Source organism: Mixta hanseatica (assembly GCF_023517775.1).
Lineage (GTDB): Bacteria > Pseudomonadota > Gammaproteobacteria > Enterobacterales > Enterobacteriaceae > Mixta > Mixta hanseatica.
Genome location: NZ_CP082904.1, coordinates 817813 through 841472, shown reverse-complemented (window position 1 = coordinate 841472; position 23660 = coordinate 817813). Strand labels below are relative to the sequence as shown.

20 protein-coding genes and 1 riboswitch are annotated in these 23660 nt (G+C 56.2%); of the genes, 9 read left to right on the top strand and 11 right to left on the bottom strand.

The window, feature by feature from the left end; all coding sequences use genetic code 11:
* Positions 1 to 2 precede the first annotated feature (2 nt).
* The 10 genes from mraY to ilvI all read right to left on the bottom strand — a co-directional run bounded on the left by mraY (position 3) and on the right by ilvI (position 11371).
* Positions 3 to 1085: a phospho-N-acetylmuramoyl-pentapeptide-transferase gene (gene mraY, locus K6958_RS03935; RefSeq protein ID WP_249893444.1), complete on the bottom strand. Its 1083-nt coding sequence runs from the start codon at positions 1083 to 1085 to the stop codon at positions 3 to 5.
* The gene (gene murF / locus K6958_RS03930; RefSeq protein WP_249893443.1) at positions 1079 to 2440 is read right to left on the bottom strand and encodes a UDP-N-acetylmuramoyl-tripeptide--D-alanyl-D-alanine ligase; all 1362 of its coding nucleotides are present in this window, start codon (positions 2438 to 2440) and stop codon (positions 1079 to 1081) included. Before murF ends, mraY begins: the two co-directional genes overlap by 7 nt.
* The gene (gene murE / locus K6958_RS03925) at positions 2437 to 3924 is read right to left on the bottom strand and encodes a UDP-N-acetylmuramoyl-L-alanyl-D-glutamate--2,6-diaminopimelate ligase (RefSeq protein WP_249893442.1); all 1488 of its coding nucleotides are present in this window, start codon (positions 3922 to 3924) and stop codon (positions 2437 to 2439) included. Before murE ends, murF begins: the two co-directional genes overlap by 4 nt.
* Positions 3911 to 5677: a peptidoglycan glycosyltransferase FtsI gene (locus K6958_RS03920; RefSeq protein WP_249893441.1), complete on the bottom strand. Its 1767-nt coding sequence runs from the start codon at positions 5675 to 5677 to the stop codon at positions 3911 to 3913. The genes murE and K6958_RS03920 overlap by 14 nt, the downstream gene beginning before the upstream one ends.
* A gap of 15 nt (positions 5678 to 5692) precedes the next feature.
* Positions 5693 to 6013: a cell division protein FtsL gene (gene ftsL / locus K6958_RS03915; RefSeq protein ID WP_249893440.1), complete on the bottom strand. Its 321-nt coding sequence runs from the start codon at positions 6011 to 6013 to the stop codon at positions 5693 to 5695.
* The gene (rsmH, locus tag K6958_RS03910) at positions 6010 to 6948 is read right to left on the bottom strand and encodes a 16S rRNA (cytosine(1402)-N(4))-methyltransferase RsmH (RefSeq protein WP_249893439.1); all 939 of its coding nucleotides are present in this window, start codon (positions 6946 to 6948) and stop codon (positions 6010 to 6012) included. Before rsmH ends, ftsL begins: the two co-directional genes overlap by 4 nt.
* Positions 6949 to 6950: 2 nt before the next feature.
* Positions 6951 to 7409 (bottom strand): division/cell wall cluster transcriptional repressor MraZ, encoded by a 459-nt coding sequence (gene mraZ, locus K6958_RS03905; protein WP_103059858.1) that lies wholly within the window; start codon positions 7407 to 7409, stop codon positions 6951 to 6953.
* Positions 7410 to 7945: 536 nt separating this feature from the next.
* Positions 7946 to 8956 (bottom strand): catabolite repressor/activator, encoded by a 1011-nt coding sequence (gene cra, locus K6958_RS03900; RefSeq protein ID WP_249893438.1) that lies wholly within the window; start codon positions 8954 to 8956, stop codon positions 7946 to 7948.
* Between the two features lie 196 nt (positions 8957 to 9152).
* Positions 9153 to 9644: an acetolactate synthase small subunit gene (gene ilvN, locus K6958_RS03895; protein WP_249893437.1), complete on the bottom strand. Its 492-nt coding sequence runs from the start codon at positions 9642 to 9644 to the stop codon at positions 9153 to 9155.
* A gap of 2 nt (positions 9645 to 9646) precedes the next feature.
* Complete coding sequence (ilvI, locus tag K6958_RS03890; RefSeq protein WP_249893436.1) at positions 9647 to 11371, bottom strand: acetolactate synthase 3 large subunit; 1725 nt, start codon at positions 11369 to 11371, stop codon at positions 9647 to 9649.
* A 737-nt stretch (positions 11372 to 12108) separates the two neighbouring features.
* Between ilvI and leuL the strand changes: the two genes are divergently transcribed.
* The 5 genes from leuL to leuD all read left to right on the top strand — a co-directional run bounded on the left by leuL (position 12109) and on the right by leuD (position 16985).
* Entirely contained in the window at positions 12109 to 12207 is a 99-nt protein-coding gene (gene leuL, locus K6958_RS21215; RefSeq protein WP_350355801.1) for a leu operon leader peptide, read from the top strand.
* A gap of 100 nt (positions 12208 to 12307) precedes the next feature.
* Positions 12308 to 13870, top strand: coding sequence for a 2-isopropylmalate synthase (gene leuA / locus K6958_RS03885; RefSeq protein ID WP_249893435.1), 1563 nt, complete (start codon positions 12308 to 12310; stop codon positions 13868 to 13870).
* A gap of 2 nt (positions 13871 to 13872) precedes the next feature.
* Positions 13873 to 14964, top strand: coding sequence for a 3-isopropylmalate dehydrogenase (gene leuB / locus K6958_RS03880; RefSeq protein WP_249893434.1), 1092 nt, complete (start codon positions 13873 to 13875; stop codon positions 14962 to 14964).
* Positions 14965 to 14968: 4 nt separating this feature from the next.
* A complete protein-coding gene (gene leuC / locus K6958_RS03875; RefSeq protein ID WP_249893433.1) occupies positions 14969 to 16369 on the top strand; it encodes a 3-isopropylmalate dehydratase large subunit in 1401 nt (466 codons plus the stop codon).
* Between the two features lie 10 nt (positions 16370 to 16379).
* Positions 16380 to 16985 (top strand): 3-isopropylmalate dehydratase small subunit, encoded by a 606-nt coding sequence (gene leuD, locus K6958_RS03870; RefSeq protein ID WP_249893432.1) that lies wholly within the window; start codon positions 16380 to 16382, stop codon positions 16983 to 16985.
* A 41-nt stretch (positions 16986 to 17026) separates the two neighbouring features.
* On the opposite strand, the gene K6958_RS03865 is transcribed toward leuD, so the two are convergent.
* Positions 17027 to 18205: an MFS transporter gene (locus K6958_RS03865; protein WP_249893431.1), complete on the bottom strand. Its 1179-nt coding sequence runs from the start codon at positions 18203 to 18205 to the stop codon at positions 17027 to 17029.
* Positions 18206 to 18534: 329 nt separating this feature from the next.
* On the opposite strand from K6958_RS03865, the gene sgrR reads away from it, so the two are divergent.
* The 4 genes from sgrR to thiQ all read left to right on the top strand — a co-directional run bounded on the left by sgrR (position 18535) and on the right by thiQ (position 23649).
* Complete coding sequence (gene sgrR, locus K6958_RS03860) at positions 18535 to 20196, top strand: HTH-type transcriptional regulator SgrR (protein WP_249893430.1); 1662 nt, start codon at positions 18535 to 18537, stop codon at positions 20194 to 20196.
* Between the two features lie 37 nt (positions 20197 to 20233).
* Positions 20234 to 20337, top strand: a riboswitch (TPP riboswitch).
* Between the two features lie 45 nt (positions 20338 to 20382).
* Positions 20383 to 21369, top strand: coding sequence for a thiamine ABC transporter substrate binding subunit (gene thiB / locus K6958_RS03855; protein ID WP_249893429.1), 987 nt, complete (start codon positions 20383 to 20385; stop codon positions 21367 to 21369).
* Positions 21345 to 22955, top strand: coding sequence for a thiamine/thiamine pyrophosphate ABC transporter permease ThiP (gene thiP, locus K6958_RS03850; protein WP_249893428.1), 1611 nt, complete (start codon positions 21345 to 21347; stop codon positions 22953 to 22955). Before thiB ends, thiP begins: the two co-directional genes overlap by 25 nt.
* On the top strand, positions 22939 to 23649 hold the full coding sequence (thiQ, locus tag K6958_RS03845) for a thiamine ABC transporter ATP-binding protein ThiQ (RefSeq protein WP_249893427.1): 711 nt from the start codon (positions 22939 to 22941) through the stop codon (positions 23647 to 23649). Before thiP ends, thiQ begins: the two co-directional genes overlap by 17 nt.
* Positions 23650 to 23660 lie beyond the last annotated feature (11 nt).

Sequence of the window (23660 nt, the reverse complement as noted above, 5' to 3'; positions counted from 1 at the left end):
AGTTAACGCACCTTAAGGGTTGCCAGGCCAATCAGCACCAGCATCAGCGAAATGATCCAGAAACGCACGATCACGCGCGGCTCCGGCCAGCCTTTTAGTTCATAGTGGTGATGGATCGGCGCCATACGAAAAATACGCTGGCCACGCAGCTTAAAGGAGCCGACCTGCAGAATTACCGACAGCGTTTCCACGACAAACACGCCGCCCATGATCACCAGTAAGAACTCTTGACGCAGCAGCACCGCGATAGTGCCCAGCGCGCCGCCTAACGCCAGCGAGCCGACGTCGCCCATAAAGACCTGAGCCGGATAGGTGTTGAACCATAAGAAGCCCAGCCCGGCACCGACGATAGCGGTGCAGACAATCACCAGTTCGCCAGCGTGACGCAGATAAGGAATGTGCAGATAGCCGGCAAAGTTCATGTTGCCGGTCGCCCAGGCGACCAGCGCGAAACCTGCGGCCACGAAAACTGTCGGCATAATCGCCAGGCCGTCCAGGCCATCGGTCAGGTTAACCGCGTTGCTGGTGCCGACAATCACGAAGTAAGAGAGCAGGATATAGAGCAGCCCCAGCTGCGGCATCACATCTTTAAAGAACGGCACCACCAGCTGTGTCGCCGGGGTATCTTTGCCGATGGCGTACATGGTAAAGGCGACCGCCAGCGCGATCAGCGACTGCCAGAAATATTTCCAGCGGGCGATCAGGCCTTTCGTATCCTTACGCACCACCTTACGGTAGTCATCCACAAAGCCTACGATGCCATAACCGATCAGCACCGTGAGTACGCACCAGACGTAAGGGTTAGAAGGATAAGCCCACATCAATACCGAAATAGTGATGGAGGTCAGGATCATGATGCCGCCCATGGTTGGCGTGCCGCGCTTGCTGAAGTGCGACTCCGGACCTTCGCTACGCACTACCTGACCAATCTGTAATTTTTGCAGCCAGGCGATCAGGCGCGGCCCCATCCACAGAGAGATAAACAGCGCGGTCAGCAGGCTGACAATGGCGCGAAACGTCAAATATGAAAAGACGTTAAAGCCCGAATAAAAAGCGACCAAATGTTCGGCCAGCCAAACTAACATGTTCCTTTCTCCTGTAAGGTTTGTATTACCTGCTCCATGGCGGCGCTACGAGAACCTTTAACTAAAACAGTAATCACTTGATGCTCAGCAATCAGCGCCTGTAAGCGTGCGCTCAGCGCCGCTTTATCGCTGAAGTGTTCGCCGACGCTGCTGGCGTCGCTGATATGCTGGCTTAACGTGCCGACGCTCAGCACTTTATCGACGCCGGCCTGACGGGCGGCATCGCCGACCTGGCGGTGGCATTCAACCGCTTCCGCGCCCAGCTCCGCCATATCGCCGGTGACCATCACACGGTAGCCTGGCATCTCCGCCAGCACCTGCGCAGCGGCGGTCATCGATCCGACGTTGGCGTTGTAGCTATCGTCCAGCAAAAGCTTTTGCGGACCGAGCATAATCGGGAATAAACGTCCCGGTACCGCCTGTAGCGTCGCTAAGCCTTGCGCAATCGCCGCAAGCGGCGCGCCCACCGACAGCGCCAGCGCGCTGGCCGCCAGAGCATTAGCGACGTTGTGACGTCCCGGCAACGGCAGCCGTACCGCCACCTCGCCCTGCGGCGTATGCAAGGTAAAAACCGTTCCCTGCGAGGTGACCGTAACATCGGCGGCGGAAAAATCTGTGTCCGCCCCTTCAACTGCGGAAAAATGCCAGACGCGCTGCCCGGTTAACTGCGGCTGCCAGCGCGGCAGGTCATTGCTGTCGGCATTGATAATCGCCGTGCCGTTGGCCGGCAGGCCAAGGAAAATTTCACCTTTCGCTTTCGCCACGCCCGCCAGAGAGCCAAAGCCCTCCAGATGCGCAGCGGCGAGATTATTTACCAGCGCGCTTTCCGGACGTGTGATCCCGGTGGTCCAGGCAATCTCGCCCTGATGGTTGGCGCCCAGCTCAATCACCGCATACTGGTGCGCAGGGGTCAGCCGCAATAGCGTCAGCGGCACGCCGATATCATTGTTCAGGTTGCCGGCGGTGTAGAGAGTTTCGCCGCACTGACGTAGGATGGCGGCAGTCATCTCTTTCACCGAGGTTTTGCCGGAAGAGCCGGTCAGCGCCACCACGCGGGTATCGACCTGCTGGCGTACCCAGGCGGCCAGCTCTCCCAGCGCGATACGCGTATCGTCGACTACCACCTGCGGCACCTGAATTTGCAAGCGCTTACTCACTAATAATGCCGCCGCGCCGTTAGCCACCGCTTCGCTGGCAAAATCATGGGCATCGAAGCGCTCGCCTTTCAGGGCGATAAACAGGCAGCCTGCGGTAACCTTGCGGGTATCGGTGGTCACCTCGGCAATCTGTAGATCGCTGCCGATAAGCGTGCCGTTAGCAATTTGCGCCAACGTTTCCAGGGAAACAGGAATCATGCCACTACCCCCAGTAAACGTGCGACGGTAACGCGATCGGAATAGTCCAGACGGCGGTTGCCGACGATTTGATAATCTTCATGGCCTTTACCTGCAACCAGAACGATGTCCTGCGGCCCGGCCTGCATAATGCTGTTAGTGACTGCTTCTGCACGTCCCGCCATCACGCGCGCGCGCCCCGGATCGAGCAGGCCGGTGAGGATATCCTCAACGATTGCCGTCGGGTCTTCGCTACGGGGATTGTCATCAGTGATCACCACGATATCGGCAAACTGTTCGGCAATAGCGCCCATTAACGGACGCTTGCCTTTATCGCGATCGCCGCCGCAGCCAAACACACACCACAGCTGGCCTTTGCAATGCAGACGCGCCGCTTCCAGCGCTTTTTCCAGCGCATCCGGCGTATGGGCATAATCCACCACTACCGTTGGTTTGTTCGGCGCGCTAAAGACTTCCATGCGCCCACAAACGGGCTGCAGCTGACGGGCGCTGGCAATCAGCTGCGCCAGCGGGTAGCCCAACGCCAGCAGCGTTGCCAGCGCCAGCAGCAGATTGCTGACGTTAAACGCGCCCATCAGACGGCTTTCCAGCTCGCCATCGCCCCAGCTGGAGGAGAAGCGAATCGTTGCGCCGTTATCGTGATAATGCACCCCGGTCGCTTTCAGCCAGCGACCATGTTTGCCAGGCAGCACATTATCAGCCATGGTGACGGCAACGGCATCGGGCAGCCGCTCCAGCCAGCGCAGCCCGACCTCATCGTCGGCATTAATAATCGCTGCGCCGATCTGATGGTCAGAAAACAGCAGCCATTTAGCGGACTCATAGCGCGTCATATCGCCGTGATAATCCAGATGATCGCGGCTCAGGTTAGTAAACACCGCGGCAGCAAAAGGCAGTGCCGCCACGCGATGTTGCACCAGGCCATGTGAAGAGACTTCCATTGCCGCCACGGTCGCGCCCTGCTCCACCAGCGAGTGCAGGATATGTTGCACATCAACCGCCGAGCCGGTGGTGTTTTCAGTCGGGATCAGATCGCCGTATAGCCCGTTGCCGACGGTGCCCATTACCGCGCCGGTCTCGCCGAGTAGGTTGGCCCACTGCGCCAGCAGCTGTGTGGTAGTGGTTTTACCGTTGGTTCCGGTTACGCCGATTAAACGCAGCTGTTCGCCTGGCTGCTGATAAAAGCGCCCGGCCAGCGCCGACAGACGCTGCGGCAGCTGCGACAGATAAATTACCGGGACGCCGTGCATCTCGCGAATTTCGCCATCCTCCGCCTCGCCGGCAGCTTCAGCGATAACCGACGAAACGCCCTGTGCGATAGCCTGAGGAATAAAACGTCGCCCATCAACGTTATGGCCGGCTACAGCCACAAACAGATCGCCAGACGCCGCTGCACGGCTGTCCAGTGTCATTTCACGAAGCGGACGCTCCGGCGCGCCAGGCACCCACGGAGCCAGTAAGTCGCGCAAGTTACGATCTGTCACTTGATTCCTCTTTCTTGTTGTTGACCAGGTCATTTTTTTCACCGGTCGGCAACGCATCCGGCTCAATATTCATGGTGCGCAGAACCCCGCCCATGATGGCGCCAAATACCGGTGCCGACACCGCACCGCCATAATATTTACCCGCCTGCGGATCGTTAATCACCACCACCAGCGCGAAACGCGGATGGCTGGCAGGCGCCACGCCTGCGGTATAGGCGATATATTTATTCACGTAGCGGCCATCAGGGCCGACTTTTTTCGCGGTCCCGGTTTTAATGGCGATACGATAACCTTTGATCGCGGCCTTCACGCCGCCGCCGCCCGGCAGCGCCACGCTTTCCATCATATGCACCACGGTTTTCACCAGCGATTCAGGAAACGCGCGTTCGCCCGGTACCGGCGGGTCCACTTTGGTAATCGACAGTGGACGAGCGATGCCATAGCTGCCGATGGTGGCGTAAACGCGCGCCAGCTGGAGCGGCGTAACCATCAGCCCATAGCCGAATGAGAAGGTGGCCCTTTCAATATCGGACCACCTTTGTTTATGGGGATACAGGCCACTGCTTTCCCCGACCAACCCCAAATTGGTTGGTTTGCCCAATCCAAAGCGTGAATATGTTTCCACTAGTGCTGAGGAGGGCATCGCTAACGCCAGTTTTGATACCCCGACGTTACTCGACTTCTGCAGAACTCCGGTGAGGGTCAATTCGTTGTAGCGCGCCACGTCTTTAATTTCATGGCCGTTAACGCGATAAGGCAGCGTATTCAGCACGGTGTTTTCACGCACCACGCCGCGCTGCAGGGCGGTCATCACCACCATCGGCTTCACCGTCGAGCCGGGTTCGAAGATGTCGGTGATGGCGCGGTTGCGCATCACATCTTTTGGCGTATTGCTGAGATTATTGGGGTTATAGGCCGGGCTGTTGGCCATCGCCAGCACTTCGCCGGTGTTCACATCCACCAGCACCGCAGTGCCCGACTCCGCCTTGTTAAAGGCGACGGCGTTGTTCAGCTCGCGATAGACCAGCGCCTGCAGGCGCTCATCGATACTCAACGCCAGATTATGCGCCGCCTGGCTGTCTACCGAAGAGATATCTTCAATAACACGGCCAAAGCGATCTTTACGTACCGTTCTTTCGCCCGGCTGGCCGGTGAGCCAGCGATCGAAGCTTTTTTCAACCCCTTCAATACCCTGTCCATCGATATTGGTAAAACCAATCAGATGCGAGGTCACCTGCCCTGCCGGATAGTAGCGTCGGGACTCTTCGCGCAGATGGATGCCGGGCAGCTTGAGCTTTTTGATGTAGTCGCCAATCGCCGGGTTAACCTGACGCGCCAGATAGACAAAGCGGCCTTTAGGGTTGGCGTTCACGCGGTTAGCCAGCTGATCGAGCGGAATTGAGAGCGCGTCCGCCAGCGCTTTCCAGCGGCTGTCGAGCGTAATGCCGCCGCGATCGTTCAGTTCTTTGGGATCGGCCCAGATGGCGTTAACCGGTACGCTAACCGCCAGCGGCCTGCCGGCACGGTCGGTGATCATCCCACGCGCGGTGGGTATGGACTGGACGCGCAGAGAACGCATATCGCCTTCGCGCACCAGCCTGTCGGGATTGATTACCTGCAAATAAGCGACACGCAACAGTAGCCCGATCAACGCAAGGAAGATGCCGCCGCACAGCAACGCAAAACGCCAGCTGACAAAGCTGGCCTGATCTTCCTGTTTTTTCAACTTAAGCGCTTTGGTAGCGGATCTCATGGAGTCCGGGATTCCTTATTGCTGTACCACGATATTTTCCTGTGCCGGGTCGACATGCTGCATCTGCAATTTCTCCGTCGCCGTGCGCTCAACGCGGCTGTGATCGCCCAGCGCGTTCTCTTCCAGAATCAGATTGCGCCATTCAATATCCAGCGCGTCACGTTCCAGCACCAGCTGTTCGCGCTGCGCCGTTAGCAAACGCGTTTTATGCGCCGTCGTCACTACCAGCACCGCGGAGACCAACACGGCCACCAGCAGCAGCAACGGGATCTTGCCGTGCCGCAGCAGGTCGCCGCCAATAACGCCCGGCAGGCTATGCCGCTCATTTCCGATCATGATGCCGTACGCTCCGCAATACGCAGCACCGAGCTACGCGCGCGCGGGTTTTCTGCCACTTCCGCTTCGCCCGGCATCATTTTACCCAGCGCTTTTAACTGACGACCGCCCAGCTTCTGCAGCTGCGCTTCCGTCATCGGCAACCCGGCGGGCACCTGCGGCCCGCGGCTCTGTTCGCGCATAAAGCGTTTTACCAACCGATCTTCCAGCGAGTGGAAGCTGATAATCGACAGGCGTCCGCCCGGTGCCAACGCGCTCAGCGCGCCTTTTAACGCCAGTTCAATCTCTTCCAGCTCGCTGTTAACCCAAATGCGGATAGCCTGGAAACTGCGCGTGGCCGGATGCTTGAATTTGTCCTTTATCGGCGTCGCGGCGGCAATCACCTCCGCCAGCTCTTTGGTGCGCGTCATCGGCTGCAGACGATTACGTTCAACAATGGCGCGGGCGATACGCTTGGCGAAACGCTCTTCGCCATAGGTTTTCAGCACAAAAGCGATATCGTTCTCTTCCGCCTGCAGCAGCCATTCGGCGGCCGACAGCCCGCGCGTCGGATCCATACGCATATCCAGCGGCCCGTCACGCATAAAAGAAAAGCCGCGTTCGGCATCATCCAACTGCGGCGAAGAAACCCCTAAATCCAGTAAAATACCGCTGATTTTGCCGGTTAAGCCGCGCGCCTCAACGTAATCCGCCAGTGCCGAAAACGGACCGTGAATAATGTTAAAGCGCGGATCGTCAATCGCGGCGGCGGCGGCGATCGCCTGCGGATCGCGGTCAATGGCGTACAGTTTGCCCTGCTCACCCAGCTGAGAAAGGATCAGGCGTGAATGCCCGCCCCGACCGAAGGTGCCATCGATGTAAATGCCATCTTGTTTAATATTGAGCGCGTTGACAGCTTCATCCAACAGCACCGTGGTATGTATAAAATTATCCATAGTTATAACGACAAATCCTGCAACCGCTCTGAAAGCGGCTCCTGAGCGGCTTGCTCAGCGTCAATATCTTCCCTGACTTGTTGATACCAGGTCTGTTCATCCCACAGTTCAAACTTATTAAACTGTCCAACCAGCATCACTTCTTTTGTCAGACTGGCGTGCTGGCGGAGCGTACCGGCCAGCAACAAGCGCCCTGCGCTATCCATCTGACATTCGCTTGCATGTCCTAACAGCAACCGCTGCACGCGACGCTCTGCAGGGTTCATGCTGGATAAGCGAGATAATTTTTGTTCAATAATTTCCCACTGAGGTAAGGTATAAAGCAGCAGGCAAGGCTGATGGAGGTCAATGGTGCATACCATTTGGCCTTGCGACTCCTCAATCAGCGTTTCGCGATAACGCGTAGGCACGGCCAGCCGCCCTTTGCTATCGAGGTTGACTAAGGTGGCGCCACGAAACATGTCAGCAAATGCCCTCAGTTACCCTTTTTTGCCACTTTACCCCACTATTTCCCACGAAAGGAGTTTACGGAGCGGAGGAAATCATTGTCAAGCCACGCAATGGGCGAAGCGGAATTATTTCTTAAGGAATAAAAATGACAAAACTTAAGAATGAACTTAACCAGCAGGCTTATGAAAAAATAAACTAATGAATAGTGGTAAAAAAATCAGAGCGAAAATAAAAACGGGCAAAAAGAATACAATTTTTATTCGCTATCAGGCAGGGCGACAGTTTGCGACACAGGCGACATTTTAGGGACATTCTGATAAAGCTTATGCCCTGCGCCGGGAGCGCGGGCGGCGGCAACTCTGGTACAGCATAACAGAATAAAAAATCGTTCTGTGTGAAAAAGCCCTGCGCCGCTTTACTTTAATTTACTTAATATTGCTTCAGGGTCGGTTTGAAATAACCCTTTTCTTTATTACTGGCGATTTTAAAAGCAAAATTATTTAAAGATGTAAAAAAGGCAGCGACCGCTGCCTTTTACTATTTAGCATTAACCTTGAGTACGGCTTAATTTACCGCGACGTACCAGATTACGTCGGATTCGGGTTAAACCTGGTTTGGGTCTGCGCGGCTCATCCAGGCTTGCCAGCACTAATTCCAGTACGCGCTCCGCGACGTCGCGATGGCGCTGCGCCACAGCCAGAACCGGACACTCAAGGAAATCGAGCAGTTCGTGATCGCCGAAGGTGGCAATGGCCAAATCGGTGGGTAAACGTCCTTCGCGCTGCAGCGTCACATCCATTACGCCCTGTAACAGGCCGAATGAGGTGGTAAAGAGCGCATCGGGCATTGAATGATCTGCCAGATATTTTTCAAACAGCGCCGCAGCCGCGACGCGTTCAAAGCTATTGGCATAGATAAAATCAATAGGACGTGGATCGTCGCGCCAGGCTTCGCGAAACCCCATTTCACGCAGGAAGCTAACCGAAAGCTCAGGCAGCGCGCCCAGATAGAGCACGTTATTTATCGGCAGCTGACGCAATTCAGCGGCCAGCGCCTGCGCATCTTCCTGATCGGCACCGACGACGCTGGTGAAGTGTTCACGATCCAGCGCCCGGTCCAGCGCAATAATCGGCAGCGAGTGATTCGCCCAGCGTTGGTAGAAGGGATGTTCCGGCGGTAGCGAAGTGGATACGATAATGGCATCGACCTGACGCTGTAGCAGATGTTCAATACAGCGCATTTCATTGTCCGGCTGATCTTCCGAACAGGCGATAAGCAGCTGATAGCCGCGCTGACGCGCCTGACGTTCCAGATAGTTGGCAATACGCGTATAGCTGGTATTTTCCAGATCGGGAATAACCAGCCCGATCGAGCGTGTTCTGCCCGCTCTGAGTCCGGCGGCTACCGCATTTGGATGGTAATTATGCTCGCGCACCACGGCCATGACTTTTTCCACGGTTTTATCGCTGACACGATACTGCCTGGCCTTGCCATTGATGACATAGCTGGCGGTAGTACGCGACACGCCGGCAAGACGCGCTATTTCATCCAGTTTCACAATCACTCCACATCGGTAAATGCCATGGCGCAGGCCAATAGCCGCAGCATGGCTAAGGATTAGCTTTTTTTTACATCTAACCGCAGAAAGCGCCAGCGGGCAACCGCTTTTAATGGCAAAAATGAGGCATATCAGAAAATAAAAAAACCCGGCAGAACGCCGGGTTAGCAACAGAATGGATTATCACGCTGTATGTTTAACGCATAATACGATCGCCGCGTGAAACGCCCACCACGCCGGAACGCGCCACTTCGACAATTTCCGCTACGTCGCGTAACGTGCCAAGAAACGCATCCAGCTTATCACTGGTGCCAGCCAGCTGAACCGTATAAAGCGTAGGCGTCACGTCAACGATCTGCCCACGGAAGATCTCCGCGCTGCGCTTGACTTCCTCGCGTCCGTAGCCGCTGGCCTGAATTTTCACCAGCATAATTTCTCGCTCGATATGCGCGCCCTGTCCCAGCTCGGTCACGCGCAGCACATCCACCAGTTTATGCAGCTGTTTTTCAATCTGCTCCAGCGCCTTTTCATCGCCCACGGTCTGGATGGTCATGCGTGATAGAGTGGGATCGTCCGTCGGCGCCACCGTCAGGCTTTCGATATTGTAGCCGCGCTGGGAAAACAGCCCGACCACACGGGATAATGCGCCAGATTCGTTTTCCAGCAGAACCGATAAAATACGACGCATAATTAAGTCCTCTCCGTTTTGCTTAACCACATTTCATCCATACTGCCGCCGCGGATTTGCATTGGGTAAACGTGCTCGCTGCCGTCTACGTTGACATCCACAAAGGCCAGCCGTCCCTGGGCTACTGTTTCCAGCGCCAGCGCCAGTTTCTCTTCCAGCTCGGCCGGATGAGAAATCGAAATGCCCACGTGGCCATAAGCCTCCGCCAGCCGCACAAAATCGGGCAGTGATTCCATATAAGAGTGAGAGTGGCGGCCGGAGTAGATCATATCCTGCCACTGCTTAACCATTCCCAGGTAGCGGTTGTTCAGGTTAAGCACCAGAACCGGCAGGTTATACTGCAGGGCGGTGGAGAGTTCCTGAATATTCATCTGGATACTGCCGTCGCCGGTAACGCAAACCACCGTTTCCTGCGGCAGCGCCAGCTTCACACCAATCGCCGCGGGCAAACCGAAGCCCATGGTGCCGAGGCCGCCGGAATTGATCCAGCGGCGCGGGCGTTCAAAGGGATAGTAGAGCGCAGCAAACATCTGATGCTGGCCGACGTCAGAAGTTACGTACGCTTCGCCCCTGGTTAAACGCCACAGCGTTTCAATCGCCGCCTGCGGCTTGATTTTGTCACTGCTGCGGTCAAATTCCAGACATTTACGCGCGCGCCAGCCTTCGATGCTCTGCCACCAGTCGCGCAGGCTATCGAAATCCTGCTGCGTATCGCCCTCCGGCAGCTGCTCCAGCATCTGTTGCAGTACCTGACGCGCATCGCCGACTACCGGAATATCCGCCGCTACGGTCTTGGAAATTGACGCCGGATCGACATCAATATGCAGTACGGTGGCATTCGGACAATACTTCGCCAGGTTGTTGGTGGTGCGATCGTCAAAGCGTACGCCCACGGCAAAAATAACATCGGCGTTATGCATCGTCATATTGGCTTCATAGGTGCCGTGCATGCCCAGCATGCCCAGATTCTGACGATGCGTGCCTGGAAACGCGCCCAAACCCATTAATGAATTTGTGACCGGTAAATTCAGCTTTTCCGCCAGCGTTTGCAGCTCGGCATGACAGCCGGAAATAATGGCGCCGCCGCCGACATACATCACTGGTTTTTTCGCCGCCAGCAAGGCCTGAACCCCACGTTTAATTTGCCCTTTATGCCCCTGGGTAGTCGGGTTATAGGAACGCATGCTGACGCTTTCCGGCCAGACATAGGGCAGTTTATTGGCTGGGTTGAGGATATCTTTTGGCAGATCGATCACCACCGGACCAGGACGCCCGCTGGCGGCCAGCCAGAACGCCTTTTTAATGATGGTGGGGATCTCTTCCGTCTGCTTAACCAGAAAGCTGTGCTTTACGATAGGGCGTGAAATGCCCACCATGTCGCACTCCTGAAACGCGTCGTAGCCGATAAGCGAAGAAGGGACCTGGCCGGACAGCACCACCATCGGAATAGAATCCATATAGGCAGTCGCAATACCGGTGATGGCATTGGTTGCACCGGGACCGGAGGTGACCAGCACCACGCCGACATCCCCCGTCGCGCGCGCATAGCCATCGGCCATATGCACCGCGCCCTGTTCATGACGCACCAGCACATGATCGATGCCGCCTACGGTTTGTAGCGCGTCATAAATATCCAGCACTGCCCCGCCGGGGTAACCAAAAACATGTTTTACGCCCTGATCGATTAACGATCGGACCACCATCTCAGCTCCTGATAACATCTCCATTTTTGCCTCCCGGCTTTCAGTTTGCTCTCTACTCCGGCCGTTACCGACCATCACCGCGCAACGGGCCAGCGCCTGGCGATGGCTTTACGCAGAGTTAAACAGTGTGTTAATGCTCAAACCCTGAAATGCATTTTCAGGGGCAGGTACAGGGGGAATGAAGCCCTTGCAGATTTTTATCTTGGCTTTGGATAATTACCATAACCGCAGAATTCTTGTTGGGTAAACCCTAAACTTGTCGACGACGCCCCGGCGCTTTTCTTTATTCAGCTGTTAACCCGGCTGATTGGCAGAAAAAACGCTAAAACAGCGGCTTAATATCAGCGCATTATGCTACACATCGGTTTATTCATAGCAAAAACTTATCATTGTCAGTTTTTTTCTTACTACCGATTCGCTTAAAGAAAAAAGCTAAAAAATAGTGGCGGTAAGATATTCTGCCACAACTCTTGGCTTTGCTATTTTATCCGGTGGATTCGGTCTAACTTTGGCATAAAAATTTTCTCTTTTGCATTAATAACTCCTTATCATTCAGACACCTTTCGCACCATAAATAAATAAGCTATTGATTTAAAATGAATTAGATAGAAAAAGAGCCATTAAGTATCATATATTCTGTCGACCTGCCCCGCTGTGGCATTAATCTCTTTTTCATCAGCGCCTTTTATACAATTCGCCGTAACAGGCAGGGTTGACATCCCTGACGCAATCAAGTACCAATAAAAACAGCACAGAAATTTATGGAGCCTGATTCAATGATTTGTTCATTCCGCCTACTCGGACTACTACTAAACGCATATCAATTGCGCGGTAGTCGTGTGGGCGGAATCAGTCACTGATTCAGGCTTACAAAACGAAAAAACCCGCGCCGATGCGCGGGTTTTTTTATGCTCGTGACACAGGCGAACCGGTAAAAGCCAAACTGAAAGGAAAAATACGATGAGCCAACAAGTCATTATTTTCGATACCACTCTGCGTGATGGCGAGCAGGCATTGCAGGCCAGTCTGAGTGTTAAAGAAAAACTGCAGATTGCACTGGCGCTGGAACGTATGGGCGTTGACGTCATGGAAGTCGGCTTTCCGGTTTCATCCCCTGGTGACTTTGAATCCGTTCAGGCTATCGCCCGCACCATTAAAAACAGCCGCGTCTGTGGTCTGGCGCGCTGCGTTGAGAAAGATATCGATGCTGCATATGAAGCGCTGCGCGTGGCGGAGGCTTTCCGCATTCACACCTTCATCGCCACCTCGCCGATGCATATCGCCACCAAATTGCGTAGTACGCTGCCGGAAGTGATTGAGCGTGCGGTCTATATGGTCAAGCGCGCCCGCAATTACACCAATGACGTCGAGTTTTCCTGTGAAGATGGCGGCCGTACGCCGATTGATGACCTGTGCCGCGTGGTAGAAGCAGCGATTGATGCCGGCGCCACCACCATCAATATTCCTGACACCGTTGGCTACACCCTGCCGCATGAATACGCCCACATTATTGCTTCGCTGCGTGAGCGAGTGCCGAATATCGATAAAGCGATTTTGTCAGTTCACACCCATGACGATTTAGGCATGGCGGTTGGCAATTCTATTGCCGCGGTGATGGCTGGCGCGCGTCAGGTTGAAGGTACGCTGAACGGGCTGGGTGAACGCGCCGGTAACTGCGCATTGGAAGAAGTGATTATGGCGATTAAGACCCGCGCCGCCCTGATGAACGTCCACACCAATATTCATCACCACGAAATCTGGCGCACCAGCCAGACCGTCAGCCAGATTTGTAATATGCCTATCCCGGCGAATAAAGCGGTGATTGGCTCCAACGCCTTCGCCCACTCTTCCGGTATCCATCAGGATGGCGTGCTGAAAAATCGTGAAAACTACGAAATCATGACGCCGGAGTCGATCGGCCTGAATCAGGTACAGCTGAACCTGACTTCGCGCTCTGGCCGCGCCGCGGTAAAACACCGTATGGAAGAGATGGGTTATCAGGAAAGCGACTACAACCTGGATACGCTGTACGACGCGTTCCTGAAGCTGGCGGATAAAAAAGGCCAGGTATTTGACTATGACCTGGAAGCACTGGCCTTCATCAATAAACAAAACGAAGAGCCGGAATATTTTCAGCTGAAGGATTTCAACGTCCAGTCAGGCTCCGCCATTACCGCCACCGCCTCGGTGCATATGATCTGCGGCGGTGAGATCCAGTCAGAGGCTGCTACCGGTAACGGTCCGGTCGATGCCGTTTACCAGGCGATTAACCGTATTACCACCTTTGATACCGAGCTGGTGAAATATCAGCTCACCGCGAAAGGCCACGGCGAAAACGCGCTGGGTCAGGTGGATATCGTGGTCGACTACAACGGACGGAAATTCCATGGCGTGGGCCTGGCAACCGATATTGTTGAATCCTCGGTTAAAGCGATGGTTAACGCGTTAAACAATATCTGGCGCGCCAAACAGGTAGAACAGGAACTGCAGCGTAAATCGATTGAACAGAAGGAAACGGTATAACCATGACGCAAACTCATCATATCGCAGTATTGCCGGGCGACGGCATTGGTCCTGAAGTCATGATGCAGGCGGCCAAAGTACTGGAGGCGATCCGTCAGCGCTTCGGCATGCGCATCACTACCAGTGAATATGACGTGGGCGGCATTGCCATCGATCGTCATGGCGAACCGCTGCCGGCAGCGACGGTCGCCGGTTGCGAACAGGCGGACGCGATTCTGTTTGGATCGGTCGGTGGGCCGAAATGGGAACATCTGCCACCGGCTCAACAGCCGGAACGCGGCGCCCTGCTGCCGCTGCGCAAGCATTTCAAACTGTTCAGCAATTTGCGTCCGGCGAGCTTATATAAGGGTCTGGAAGCTTTTTGCCCGCTGCGTAGCGATATCGCCGCGCGCGGCTTCGATATCCTCTGCGTGCGTGAACTGACCGGCGGCATCTATTTCGGCCAGCCGAAAGGCCGTGAAGGCAGCGGTATGCATGAAAAAGCCTTTGATACCGAAGTTTATCATCGCTTCGAAATCGAACGCATCGCCCGTATCGCCTTCGAATCGGCGCGCAAGCGTCGCAGCAAAGTCACCTCGATCGATAAGGCGAACGTGCTGCAAACCTCGGTGATGTGGCGTGAAATCGTCAGTGAAGTGGCGAAGGATTACCCCGACGTACAGCTGAGCCATATGTATATCGATAATGCCACGATGCAGTTAATTAAAGATCCTGCGCAGTTCGATGTTCTGCTCTGCTCGAATCTGTTTGGCGATATCCTGTCTGACGAGTGCGCCATGATTACCGGTTCGATGGGTATGCTGCCTTCGGCCAGCCTGAACGAGCAGGGTTTCGGCCTGTACGAACCGGCTGGCGGCTCAGCTCCGGATATCGCCGGTAAAAATATCGCCAACCCAATTGCGCAAATCCTGTCGCTGGCGCTGCTGCTGCGCTATAGCCTGGATGCCGATGAGGCCGCTAACGCCATTGAACGCGCGATTAACCGCGCGCTGGAAGAAGGTTATCGTACCAGTGATTTGGCCGGTGACGGCCCGTCTGTCAGCACTGACGAAATGGGTTCGATTATTGCCCGCTTTATCGCCGAGGAAGTTTAAAAAAATGAGCAAAACATTATACCAGAAGCTGTTTGATGCCCATGTCGTGTATGAATCGCCCAACGAGACGCCCTTGCTGTATATCGATCGTCATCTGGTGCATGAAGTGACCTCTCCGCAAGCCTTCGATGGCCTGCGTGCACACGGCCGTAAGGTACGTCAGCCGTCGAAAACCTTCGCCACCATGGACCATAACGTTTCGACGCAAACTAAAGACATCAACGCCTCCGGCGAGATGGCGCGTATTCAGATGCAGGAGCTGATTAAGAACTGCGCCGAGTTCGGCGTGCAACTGTATGACCTGAACCACCCTTTCCAGGGCATCGTGCATGTTATCGGCCCGGAACAGGGTATGACGCTGCCGGGCATGACCATCGTCTGTGGCGATTCGCATACGGCGACCCACGGCGCGTTCGGCTCGCTGGCCTTTGGCATCGGCACTTCAGAAGTGGAGCACGTGCTGGCGACGCAGACGCTGAAGCAGGGCCGCGCCAAAACCATGAAAATTGAAGTCACCGGCCAGGCCGCGCCGGGTATTACGGCGAAAGATATCGTGCTGGCGATTATTGGTAAAACCGGTAGCGCGGGCGGTACCGGTTATGTCGTGGAATTCTGCGGCGCGGCGATTGAAGCGCTGAGCATGGAAGGCCGCATGACCTTATGTAATATGGCCATTGAGATGGGTGCGAAAGCGGGACTGGTCGCGCCCGACGATATCACCTTTAACTACCTGAAAGGTCGCCAGTTTGCGCCGCAGGGCGAACAGTGGGAGCAGGCCGTTAACTACTGGCGCACCCTGAAATCAGATCGCGACGCGCATTTCGATGCCGTGGTCACGCTGGATGCCGCCGAGATTGCACCGCAGGTCACCTGGGGCACTAACCCAGGACAGGTGATTGCCGTTAATCAGCAGATCCCCGATCCCGCCTCTTTCGCCGATCCGGTAGAACGTGCCTCGGCGGAAAAAGCGCTGGCCTATATGAATCTGCAGCCAGGCATTAAGTTGACCGACGTGAATATCGATAAAGTCTTTATCGGCTCCTGCACCAACTCACGGATTGAAGATTTGCGCGCCGCGGCTGAAATCGCCAAAGGGCGCAAAGTGGCGCCAGGCGTGGTAGCGATGGTAGTACCCGGCTCCGGGCCGGTAAAAGCGCAGGCGGAAGCGGAAGGCCTGGATAAGATTTTCCTTGAGGCGGGCTTTGAATGGCGTCTGCCGGGTTGCTCGATGTGCCTGGCAATGAATAACGATCGACTGAATCCCGGTGAGCGCTGCGCCTCCACCAGCAACCGTAACTTTGAAGGCCGTCAGGGCCGCGGCGGACGTACGCATCTGGTCAGCCCGGCGATGGCTGCCGCCGCTGCCGTAACCGGCCGCTTTGCTGATATCCGTGAACTGAACTGAGGAATCGATCGTGGCGAAAAAATTTACCCAACATACCGGCATTGTCGCCCCGCTGGACGCGGCTAACGTTGATACCGATGCGATTATCCCCAAGCAGTTTCTGCAAAAGGTGACGCGTACCGGCTTTGGTCAGCACCTGTTTCATGACTGGCGCTTTGAAGATGACGCCGGCACGCAGCCGAACCCCAATTTTGTGCTGAATAAACCGCAGTTCCACGGCGCAAGCATTTTACTGGCGCGGGAAAACTTCGGCTGCGGCTCGTCGCGTGAGCATGCGCCCTGGGCCTTAACCGATTTTGGTTTTCAGGTAGTGATCGCCCCCAGCTTTGCCGATATTTTTTATGGCAACAGCTTTAATAACCAGCTGCTGCCGGTACGCTTAAGCGAAGAGGAAGTGGATGAGCTGTTCCGCCTGGTGGCGGCCCAGCCGGGCATTCAGTTTACGGTTGATTTGACCAGCCAGACCGTTATCGCTGGCGATAAAACCTGGGCGTTTGAAATCGACAGTTTCCGTCGCCACTGCATGATTAACGGCCTTGACAGTATCGGCCTGACGCTGCAGCACAATGCGGCTATCGCCGATTACGAGCAGAAACAGCCCGCTTTCCTGCAATAACCATCACACGCCTTCCGGCGTTACTCGCCGGGAGGCTGCTGCTATACGTCGCGCACCCGCATCGCCAGCGCAAACGACAACGTCACCAGCCCCAACGCCAGCCAGTAAACCGTATAGTGCCCAAATGACTCCGCCAGCGTGCCCTGCAACAGCCCGGCCAGAATGGTGCCGGTTGAAATACTGTTAGTAAACAACGTGGTTGCCGCGCCTGGCCGTCCCGGCATTAAATCCTGAAACCAGAGCATGCCAATCCCGGCGATAATGCCGATAAACAGCGCGTTAAAAATTTGCAGCGCCATCAGCGCGGTACGCGACTGAAATAGCACCAGCCCCAGATAAAACAGCACGCCGGACGCGACGGCGATCAGCATAATGCGCCGCTTGCCGGTGCGTTTTACGAAATGCCCGGCCAGCAGCATAATCGGGATCTCCAGCCCGGCGGCGGTGCCCATCAGCAGTCCCGCCAGCCGCTCGGGCAGCCCCAGCACCGTGCTGATATAAAGCGGCATATCGATGATATACATGGTGTTGCAGGTCCACATCATCATGGATGCCACAAACAGCAGACGCACATCTTTGTTACGCCAGGCGCTAATCTGCGTCAGCAGCACTTCCGGTGACTGCTCCACGCGCGGCACCGAAGGCAGCGCAAACCCCACCAGCGCCAGACAGATCAGAAACAGGATCGCCGCTACCACAAACATGGTGGTGAAGCCATAATTCAGCGCCAGCGCGAAAGAGAGCGGCGGCCCAATCACCCACGCCAGCGACAGCTGGGCACGCATAACCGAACTGAACATCACCACTTCACGCGCCGAACGATCGGCATATTCACGCGCCAGGGCAAAAATTTGCGGCATGGAGACGCTGGCCAGCGAAGAGAGCAGCACGCCAAGAGTAATCAGCGTCAGGTAATGGCGGTTAAAGGCGAACAGCAGCGCATTGGCTAAGGCCATTGAACAGCAAAACAGGATCAGCTTACGGCGGTCGCCCTGGTTATCCGAGCGTTTTGCCAGCAGCAGGCTGACCACAATCCCCGCTACGGCGTTCACAGTATAAAACAGACCGACCCAAAAAGGCCGTACGCCCACCTCATGCGACAGAAACAAGCTCAGCGTCGGCGCCTGCAGCGCCCCGGCGATGCCCACCATAAAAGAGACCGCCATAAAAGCGAGATAAACCGGATTGAGACGGCGGCGGCGCGTCAGCAGAAATTTCATAACGTTTCCTGTACCTGGAAAAAGAGAACGGTAAGTACCCGCAAAAGAGACGCCGCAGGCAGACGTATAAGAGATGCATGATTGCGATTAGTTGTAGAAGAAAGCACAGGAAAACGAAAAAAGCCAGCAGCGTAAAGGCCTGCTGGCGGTGTAATTGCACTCTACTCAGATGAAATAGCGGGGACAGGGTTCCACACGATCTAACGCGCCCCGCCAGGATAAAAATGCGCCAACCGGAAAGGCTGCCTCCCGCACTTTTATCTGTCAGTATTATCGCCATAATAAGGGAACAGAAAAACTACCCAATCTTTTAACAGAGTTCCTCTTTTATGCCCTCATCGCGCCTGCAACATCACTTTATTCGCCTGTGGCAAAGCTGTAACGGCCAGTCGCAGGAAACCACGCTGCAGCAGCTGGCGCAGCAGATGCACTGCTCGCGTCGTCATATGCGTAACCTGTTGAATGCAATGCAGGAACAGAGCTGGCTATGCTGGCAGGCGGAAGCGGGACGTGGTAAACGCTCGCGGCTGCAGTTCTATGCCACCGGTCTGGCGCTGCAGCAGCAGCGGGCCGAAGAGCTGCTGGAACAGGATCGCATTGAGCAGCTGGTGCAGCTGGTCGGCGATAAAAATCAGGCGCGGCAAATGATTACCTCGCGGCTGGGGCGCAGCTTCCGCCAGGGCAAACATATCCTGCGTATCCTCTATTATCGTCCGCTGCTTAACCTGCTGCCCGGCTCGCCGTTGCGCCGTTCAGAAACCCATCTGGCGCGGCAGATTTTTAGCAGCCTGGTGCGGATAAATGAGGAAAACGGGGAACTGGAGCCGGATATCGCTCATCACTGGCAGTGTCTTTCCCCCCAACACTGGCGCTTTTTCCTGCGTCCGGCCATTCAGTTTCACCATGGTCGCGAACTGGATATGGCGGATGTGATTCAGAGCCTGCAGCGTCTGACGTCGCAGCCGCTTTTTTCACACCTCGCCGCTATTGAGTCGCCCACCGCCTGGACGCTGGATATTCACCTCAGCCAACCCGATCGCTGGCTGCCGTGGCTGCTGGGCAGCGCCAGCGCGGTGATCCTGCCGCGGGAGTGGCCAACCCTGCCAGACTATAGCCGCCAGCCGATCGGCACCGGTCCCTATTCGGTTATCCAGAACCAGCAGTCGCAGCTGACGATTCAGGCCTTTGATGACTACTTCGGCTATCGCGCCTTGATTGATGAAGTCAATATCTGGGTGCTGCCTGAAATCAGCGAAGAGCTGGTCTATTCCGGCGTGAAGCTGCAGGGCGGCAGCGAAGATGAAAAATCGGAAGAGAGTCGGCTGGAAGAAGGCTGTTACTTTTTACTGTTCGATCAGCGTTCAGAAAAAGGACGCGATCGGCAGATACGCCGCTGGGTCAGCACCTTGCTTAATCCGATCACGCTGTTGAATAACGCCAGCGCCGGCTATCAGCGCTATTGGTTCCCCGCCTGGGGATTGTTGCCGCGCTGGCATCACCGCCCGCAACAGCAGACGCTCACCAAACCGGCGGGGCTGACTGAGCTAACGCTAACCTGGTACAGCGATCATATTGAACATCAGGGCATCGCCAGGCTGCTGAAGCCGCTACTGGCGGCGCAGGGCGTGCGGCTGATTACTCAGGAGGTCGATTATGCCTGCTGGTATCACGGCACGGCGCAAAGCGATTTCTGGCTGGGTAGCGTTAACTTTACCCTGCCGCTGAAATTTTCCGTTTTTGCCCTGCTGCATGAGCTGCCGCTGTTGCATCACTGCATCGACATTGACTGGGAGGCCGATGCCGCGCGCTGGCGTCAACAGGATCTGTCACTGGCGGAGTGGTGTAAAAAGTTGATGGATAGCCATTCCCTACATCCGCTGTTTCATCACTGGCTGTTGCTGGAGGGGCAGCGCAGCATGCGCGGCGTGCGGATGAATACGCTCGGCTGGTTTGATTTTAAATCAGCGTGGTTTGCGCCGCCGGAAAGCTGACGCTTTCGTTAACCCAGCGAAAACACTACACTAACAGCCGTTCTCAACGGGGTGTGGAAAACGTGGCTGTTTTCCACTGAGAGAAACCCGTCGAACCTGATCCGGTTGATACCGGCGTAGGGATTTGAGATGCGGTATCCCCTCAGATCATGCGCCCTGTTATTTTTTCTCCTTAAGGAGCGCAACGTGTTGAAAAAAGTTTTGCCCGTTCTGCTGTTGCTGTCTGCCCCGGTTTTTGCCGCCAGGCCTGCCTTAACCGTTTATACCTATGACTCTTTCGCTGCGGAATGGGGCCCCGGCCCGGCGGTAAAGAAAGCGTTTGAAGCGCAATGCGGCTGCGAACTGAAGTTTGTGGCGCTGGAAGATGGCGTGTCGCTGCTGAATCGTCTGCGGATGGAAGGTAAAAATAGCAAGGCCGATGTGGTGCTGGGGCTGGATAACAATCTGTTGCAGGCGGCGGAACAGACCGGTCTGTTCGCGCCAAGCCAGGTCGATACCGCCAGCCTGACGCTGCCGGACGGCTGGCATAACAGGACATTTATTCCCTATGACTATGGCTACTTTGCTTTCGTCTACGATAAAAACAAGCTGAAAAATCCGCCGCAAAGCCTGAAGGAACTGGTTGAAAGCGAGCGCAAGTGGCGCGTGATTTATGAAGATCCGCGTACCAGCACGCCGGGGCTCGGTCTGCTGCTGTGGATGCAAAAGGTGTATGGCGACGCCGCGCCGCAGGCGTGGCAGAAGCTGGCGCAAAAAACCGTTACCGTCACCAAAGGATGGAGCGAAGCCTACGGCCTGTTCCTGAAAGGCGAAGGCGATCTGGTGCTGAGTTATACCACCTCTCCGGCTTATCATCTGATTGCTGAGAAGAAAGATCATTATGCCGCGGCAAACTTCGCTGAAGGACATTATCTGCAGGTTGAAGTGGCGGCGCAGCTGAAAAACAGCAGCCAGCCGCAGCTGGCGCAGCAGTTTATACAGTTTATGCTCAGTGAACCGTTCCAGCAGGCGATCCCCACCGGCAACTGGATGTATCCGGTGACGAAAACCGCTCTGCCTGAAGGTTTTAACGCTCTGCCGGTGCCGAAAACCGCGCTGGAATTCACCCCGCAACAGGTTGCGCAGCAGCGCGCTGAATGGATTAATACATGGCAACGCGCCGTCAGCCGCTAATCCCCGGCTGGCTATGGCCGGGCCTGCTGACCGCCGCGCTGCTGGTTGGCGTGGCGCTGCTGGCTTTTGGCGCGCTGTGGTTTAACGCGCCGGAAAACGACTGGCGCAGCCTGATGCAGGATAGCTATCTGCGCCATGTCATGGCTTTCTCATTCTGGCAGGCGATGCTTTCCGCGCTGTTGTCGGTTGCGCCGGCTGTTCCGCTGGCGCGCGCGCTCTGGCGTCGGCGCTTTCCCGGACGCCAACTGCTGTTGCGGCTGTGTGCGATGACGCTGGTGCTGCCGGTGCTGGTAGCGGTGTTCGGCCTGCTGAGCGTCTACGGTCGCGAAGGCTGGCTGGCGCAGATCTGCGCGCTGTTCGGCATCCAGTATGATTTTTCCCCGTATGGGTTGCAGGGTATTTTACTGGCGCATGTGTTCTTTAACCTGCCGCTGGCGACGCGTCTGCTGATTCAGGCACTGGAAAATATCCCCGGCGAGCAGCGTCAGCTGGCGGCCCAGCTGGGTATCGAAGGCTTCAACTTTTTCCGTCTGGTGGAGTGGCCCTGGCTGCGCCGCCAGATTTTACCGGCGGCGGCGCTGATTTTTATGCTCTGCTTCGCCAGCTTCGCCACCGTGCTGTCGCTGGGCGGCGGACCGCAGGCGACCACCATTGAACTGGCCATTTTCCAGGCGCTCAGCTACGACTACGATCCCGCGCGCGCCGCCCTGCTCTCTCTGTTGCAAATGATCTGTTGCCTTGGGTTGGTGATGCTAAGCCAGCGTTTGAGTAAAGCGCTGCCAACCGGCAACATCTCCCTGAACGGCTGGCGCGCCGCCAGCCCCAGTTTAGGCTCCCGACTGCGGGATGCGCTATTGATTATGCTGGCGTTGCTGATACTGCTGCCGCCGCTGCTGGCGGTAATGGTGGACGGCGCACGTCAGGGCTTTAGCGGCCTGCTACATCAGCCTGCGCTCTGGCAGGCGACCTGGACCTCGTTGCGCATCGCGCTGGCCGCCGGCCTGCTGGCAGTACTGTTGACAATGCTGCTGCTGTGGAGCAGCCGTGAGCTGCGTCAACGTCATCGCCTGCTGGCCGGACAGGCGTTAGAGATGAGCGGAATGCTGATCCTCGCCATGCCGGGCATCGTGCTGGCGACCGGCTTCTTTTTACTGCTTAACAGTACTGTCGGACTGCCGCAGCAGGCTGACGGCATCGTTGTTTTTACCAACGCGCTGATGGCGATCCCGTATGCGATGAAAGTGCTGGAAAACCCGATGTATGACCTTGCCGAACGTTATCATCGCCTCTGTTTATCGCTGGACATTCACGGCTGGCGACGGGTGCAGATGATTGAGCTGAAGGCGCTGAAGCGGCCGCTAGCTCAGGCGCTGGCCTTTGCCTGTGTACTTTCTATCGGCGATTTCGGCGTCGTCGCGCTGTTCGGTAGCGCCGATTTCCGCACGTTGCCCTTCTACCTTTATCAGCAGATTGGCGCCTATCGCAGCGCTGACGGCGCGGTAACGGCGCTGCTGCTGCTGCTGCTGTGCTTTGTTCTGTTCACCCTTATTGAAAAGCTACCGGGACGCCATGCTAACGCTGAATAATCTCACCTGGATCTATCAACATTTGCCGATGCGTTTCACCCTGTCGCTGCAGCCAGGCGAGCGCGTGGCGGTGCTGGGGCCCAGCGGCGCCGGTAAAAGCACCCTGCTCAGTCTGGTGGCCGGTTTTCTGACGCCGCACAGCGGCAGCATCCGGCTAAACGGCGCAGATCATAGCCACAGCGCCCCGGCGCAGCGCCCCATATCGATGCTGTTTCAGGATAACAACCTCTTTGCTCATCTGACCGTGGCGCAAAATATCGGGTTAGGGCTGCATCCGGGATTAAAGCTGACGGCAGCGCAGCGTCAACAGGTTGAGCAGATTGCCCGACGGGTAGGCCTGGAGGCCTGTCTCGATCGTTTACCGGGCGCGCTCTCCGGCGGACAGCGCCAGCGGGCCGCGCTGGCGCGCTGTCTGGTGCGTGAAAAACCGATTTTACTGCTGGATGAACCCTTTTCCGCGCTCGATCCGGCACTGCGTAAAGAGATGCTGGCGCTGGTGGATGAAGTTTGTCGCGAGCGCAATCTCACCTTACTGATGGTCTCGCACAGTCTGGAAGATGCCGCGCGGATTGCCGCCCGCAGCGTGCTGGTGGTGGACGGAAGGGTTTACTGGGACGGCGCAACCGATACATTATTACGCGGGGAAACCGAGGCGGCGGAAGTGCTGGGTATCCGCCACCAGCGTAAGGAGTAAATCGCGTTAGC